Genomic DNA, 5,112 nt, shown 5'->3' with positions numbered 1-5,112 from the left:
TTTGTCTACAGTCGTATTGCCTTGACTACAATACCATTCATCCGAATCTTTATTATAGGTATATTCGCTTTCATCTATTCTGTATACGGAGTGACTTACTGGTATATATGCCTTCGCCATTGTTTCTTCTATAACATTCAGAATTGCCTTTCTGAAATAGGCCTTGTCACCGTAGACTTCTTCCACCTTCACACCAGATCGCTTTGTTTCTTCCAACATTTCTTTGGCATAACTTCCATCCATATAAGCACCATTCGCGGTTCGAACAGATGTAATAATTCGTTCATCTGTTGTCATGACAAACTCCGTTTTATAACCATAAAAACCTTGGGTTTTACTTTTACGACCAACTCGTGCATCTTCATCAATGAGAGAACGCACTCCTTTTTGATGCATAAATTTAGGGTCAGCAAGAATATCTTTTGCCTTTTGAATGATTTCTGACGTTTTTGATTCTTTCTCAGAAGTCTTTTCTTCTGCTTGATCAATCACTGTTTCCAAATAAGCCTTCATCACAGCTTTCGCTTCGTTGTGGTCCTCAATTTCTTTATAGTTAGGTGCCGATGGCACATTTTCTAACGGTTTTCCTGTTTCTTCTTCGTAGGTCTGCATAATGTTTTTACCCAAATGTTTCATCAGACGCTCTGGGGTTTTCTTAATGGTGTTGGCTTCCATATGTGTGGCATCTATACTTACACTCTTTCCCTCAATGATGCCTTTATCTACACATTGCTTAACAATTTCCGTAATCATCTCATCAAGGGATCCTTCTACTAAACGCTGTGTTCTGAACTTCGAAAGCAGACTTTTATCAGGAAGATCGTCCTCAGGATTAATACCGATAAAGTACATATAAGCTAAATTCAAGCTGGCTTCTTCGATAACTTTCTCGTCAGATAAATTATAGAGATGTTGCAGAAAAAGAAGTTTGCACATCAATTCCGGCTCTTTCGCCGGTCGTCCAAATTGCTTACAATAACTGTTCTCTAGTAATTTATTGATAAAGCTAAAATCTACTACAGTTGAAATGGTTTTAAGTATATGATTTTCTGGTATTTTACTATATAATATAGAATGAAGACTTAATTGTTTTGGCTCTAGTCGAAGCATAGAAAAAACCCCCTAATGGTTTGGTATTTGGTCATACTAATTATACCATTCAGGGGGTTTTTTCTCGTTGAATTATCGCGAAGTTTTGGTGGAATTTATTAAAGTTTAGTGAATTTGAATAATTGAGTTAAAGTCGTAGACTTTTTCACTGGTCCCGGACGGTTCTCTGCTTCCTTAATAGGTCCATATTTTTCTATAAATAAACACTAAAAATGATGTAAGTTTTGTAAGAATGTTATATTATACTATTATCTATCTTCTTTCACGAATGTGTCCCTAAAATATGTTCCGTTCACAAGTGTCAACCACAAACAATTAATTTTCTTTCTACGCTTCAATACTAATAAGTTTTACTCCATTTGTTCTTTTAAGAAATCCCTTTTTTCACAAACGACATCTCATTTATAACCAATTCCTTAACTCTTTATTTCTTCTTCACCGGACCAAAAATAATGAAATTTATAACCAGGGGGGATGATATGCCTCGTAAAGCTAGAATAAGAAGTGCAAGTGGAATCTATCATATTATGTGGAGAGGTGCGAATAGACAAGAGATTTTTCATGATGAAGAGGATTGTAGGTATTTTTTACATACCATAAATAAATATAAGGTGAAATCAGGTATTCATGTTTTGGGTTGGTGCCTGATGAATAATCATGTCCACCTGTTAATAAGAGAAGGTCAGGAAGAGATATCTACTACAATGAAGCGGATTGGTGTCACTTTTGTTTGGTACTATAATTTGAAATATACAACTACTGGTCATCTTTTTCAGGATCGATATAAGAGTGAAAGTGTTGAAACAATTAGATACTTGTTAACAGTTATCCGTTATATTCACCAAAATCCTATGAAAGCAGGAATTGTTTCTAAGATAGATGAATGGAGATGGAGCAGTTTACTTGGATACCTGGATAAAACCGTATTTCCTAGTGATTTACTTGATTGTGATTATATATTAAAAATGTTTTCTGAAAATAGGGATACTGCTCAGGAAAGGTTTAAAGAGTTTCATAAAAGAACAAATAAAGATGAATGTCTTGATGAACAAGTAATTGTGCGAAAAAGGTTTACAGATGTAGAAGCTAGAAAAGAAATCAAGCACGTGCTAGGATCTATTGAGATAGCACAAGTGAAAAGTTTACCTAAGTTGGACAGAGATGTCATTTTACAAAAAGTAAAAGAAATCGATGGAATTTCGCAGCGTCAAGCAGCAAGAATTCTTGGAGTCTCATCAAATCTGATATTTAAGGCATAGGAAGAAGCGGGGAAGCAGGGGACGGTTCCCTGCTTCTTCCTATTTCCATGCTCAATTAGGAAGCAGAGAACCGTCCCCTGCTTCCAAAAAGTGAAACTTAATCTTAGTATGTTCGTATGTCATTTATGGTGTAACGATTTTACTAGAGTTTAAATAAGGAGGTCATAGCATATGGATCAAAGGATAGCGGAATTAATTCATGTGACAAAGACAAAATTTGGCTTAGATGACTACTACTTAGAACGGCATCGTTTTTACCGAAATGTAAATATCTTCAATGAAACAGTGTACACACTTTGCATGGAATGGTTTCCTAAACATGTAACAGAAGAAGAGGATGAGGATTCAAATCCAGACGGCGCTGCTGTTATTGATATAAATGTGGATACCGGTAAATATGAAAGTGTTATTTTCGTAATGGGTGAGACATATGCGAAGGATGGAATATCGTTCGCCACTCTTAAGACAGATGACATAATTAAATGGGTTGAAAACGAAACAGGGCTAACACATGGAAAGCAATTTCAATTGCATAAAGAGGAAGAAGGGGAGCTTTTCTTTAAGGAATGTATTGATGGTATTGCCGTCTCTCCATCTGGGTCAATTCAGTTAGAATTTAACAAGGAAGGGAACCTCACTTTATTCGCGGTTCATGGTCAATTTCCTTCTAGAGAAGTTGTTAAAGAAGAAGTCTATACGCTGTCACTTGAAAAAATCGAGGACTGGACACTAGATCAAGTGAAACTGGCCGAATTTCCTTCTTTTGAGGAGAATAAATTAACTCCTGTTTATGCAATGGAAGAGATTTATGTGACGAATGACCAGATGTTAACAATTCCCTTTACCGCTATAGTAGATGAACGGTCGCATTTGAAAATAGACAAAACAATGGTTTGGAATCAGCCGATTGATCAACCATTTGAAAGTAAAGAGATTAGTTGGGTGGATGACGTCACAGCTATACAAGCATTTTCATCCGATCCAAGTCCTGATTCTTTTCCAATAACAAAAGAGGAACAAGATCAGTGTGTGATTACAGTCCGAGACTTTTTGCGACAAGAATACCCAAATGATACAGGTGAATGGGTACTTAAAACCCTTCATCGAGATAAAGGATATATACATGCAACAATGAAAGCTAATCATCAGAGCAATCTTGTATTTCAGAGGAAACTTAGTATTATGATTGATGGAGAAAACCTTAAGGCAGTAAATTATATAGATACCAAGTCGATGTTGGAGATGTTTGATGAATTTCAAGTAACTGATCAAATTAAGATTACGAGAGAAGAAGCAGTTGAAAAACTCAGGCCGTTGTTTGAGTTAAAGCCATATTATGTGTACGACTTTCAACAAGGAAAATACATATTATGCGGGAAATTAGATTGTCATTATGGTGTGAATGCAGGAAGTGGTGAAGTTATCCCATTGGATGACTTGTAAGGTGGAAGCAGAAGACGGAAGCAGAGAACCGTCCGGGACCAGTGAAAAAGTCTACGACTTTAACTCAATTATTCAAATTCACTAAACTTTAATAAATTCCACCAAAACTTCGCGATAATTCAACGAGAAAAAACCCCCTGAATGGTATAATTAGTATGACCAAATACCAAACCATTAGGGGGTTTTTTCTATGCTTCGACTAGAGCCAAAACAATTAAGTCTTCATTCTATATTATATAGTAAAATACCAGAAAATCATATACTTAAAACCATTTCAACTGTAGTAGATTTTAGCTTTATCAATAAATTACTAGAGAACAGTTATTGTAAGCAATTTGGACGACCGGCGAAAGAGCCGGAATTGATGTGCAAACTTCTTTTTCTGCAACATCTCTATAATTTATCTGACGAGAAAGTTATCGAAGAAGCCAGCTTGAATTTAGCTTATATGTACTTTATCGGTATTAATCCTGAGGACGATCTTCCTGATAAAAGTCTGCTTTCGAAGTTCAGAACACAGCGTTTAGTAGAAGGATCCCTTGATGAGATGATTACGGAAATTGTTAAGCAATGTGTAGATAAAGGCATCATTGAGGGAAAGAGTGTAAGTATAGATGCCACACATATGGAAGCCAACACCATTAAGAAAACCCCAGAGCGTCTGATGAAACATTTGGGTAAAAACATTATGCAGACCTACGAAGAAGAAACAGGAAAACCGTTAGAAAATGTGCCATCGGCACCTAACTATAAAGAAATTGAGGACCACAACGAAGCGAAAGCTGTGATGAAGGCTTATTTGGAAACAGTGATTGATCAAGCAGAAGAAAAGACTTCTGAGAAAGAATCAAAAACGTCAGAAATCATTCAAAAGGCAAAAGATATTCTTGCTGACCCTAAATTTATGCATCAAAAAGGAGTGCGTTCTCTCATTGATGAAGATGCACGAGTTGGTCGTAAAAGTAAAACCCAAGGTTTTTATGGTTATAAAACGGAGTTTGTCATGACAACAGATGAACGAATTATTACATCTGTTCGAACCGCGAATGGTGCTTATATGGATGGAAGTTATGCCAAAGAAATGTTGGAAGAAACAAAGCGATCTGGTGTGAAGGTGGAAGAAGTCTACGGTGACAAGGCCTATTTCAGAAAGGCAATTCTGAATGTTATAGAAGAAACAATGGCGAAGGCATATATACCAGTAAGTCACTCCGTATACAGAATAGATGAAAGCGAATATACCTATAATAAAGATTCGGATGAATGGTATTGTAGTCAAGGCAATACGACTGTAGACAAA

Annotated in this window: 4 protein-coding genes; 3 read left to right on the top strand and 1 reads right to left on the bottom strand. The window is 36.2% G+C overall.

Annotation, left to right across the window (positions count from 1 at the left end; all coding sequences use genetic code 11):
* A partial coding sequence (locus tag QQS35_RS14995) for an IS1182 family transposase (protein WP_285931612.1) occupies positions 1-1,110 on the bottom strand: 1,110 nt, incomplete at its 3' end.
* Positions 1,111-1,589: 479 nt separating this feature from the next.
* On the opposite strand from QQS35_RS14995, the gene QQS35_RS14990 reads away from it, so the two are divergent.
* From QQS35_RS14990 to QQS35_RS14980, 3 genes are all read left to right on the top strand, one after another.
* Complete coding sequence (locus tag QQS35_RS14990) at positions 1,590-2,369, top strand: transposase (RefSeq protein WP_285933029.1); 780 nt, start codon at positions 1,590-1,592, stop codon at positions 2,367-2,369.
* 171 nt (positions 2,370-2,540) lie between these two features.
* Positions 2,541-3,812: a hypothetical protein gene (locus QQS35_RS14985; protein WP_285933028.1), complete on the top strand. Its 1,272-nt coding sequence runs from the start codon at positions 2,541-2,543 to the stop codon at positions 3,810-3,812.
* A 190-nt stretch (positions 3,813-4,002) separates the two neighbouring features.
* Positions 4,003-5,112: IS1182 family transposase (locus tag QQS35_RS14980; protein ID WP_285931612.1), on the top strand; the 1,110-nt coding region annotated here is incomplete at its 3' end.

The sequence above is a fragment of the Aquibacillus rhizosphaerae genome, from assembly GCF_030282825.1.
Classification (GTDB): Bacteria; Bacillota; Bacilli; order Bacillales; family Amphibacillaceae; genus Aquibacillus_C; species Aquibacillus_C rhizosphaerae.
Note: the sequence above shows the minus strand (reverse complement) of the source record. Positions and strands in the feature narration are given on the sequence as shown.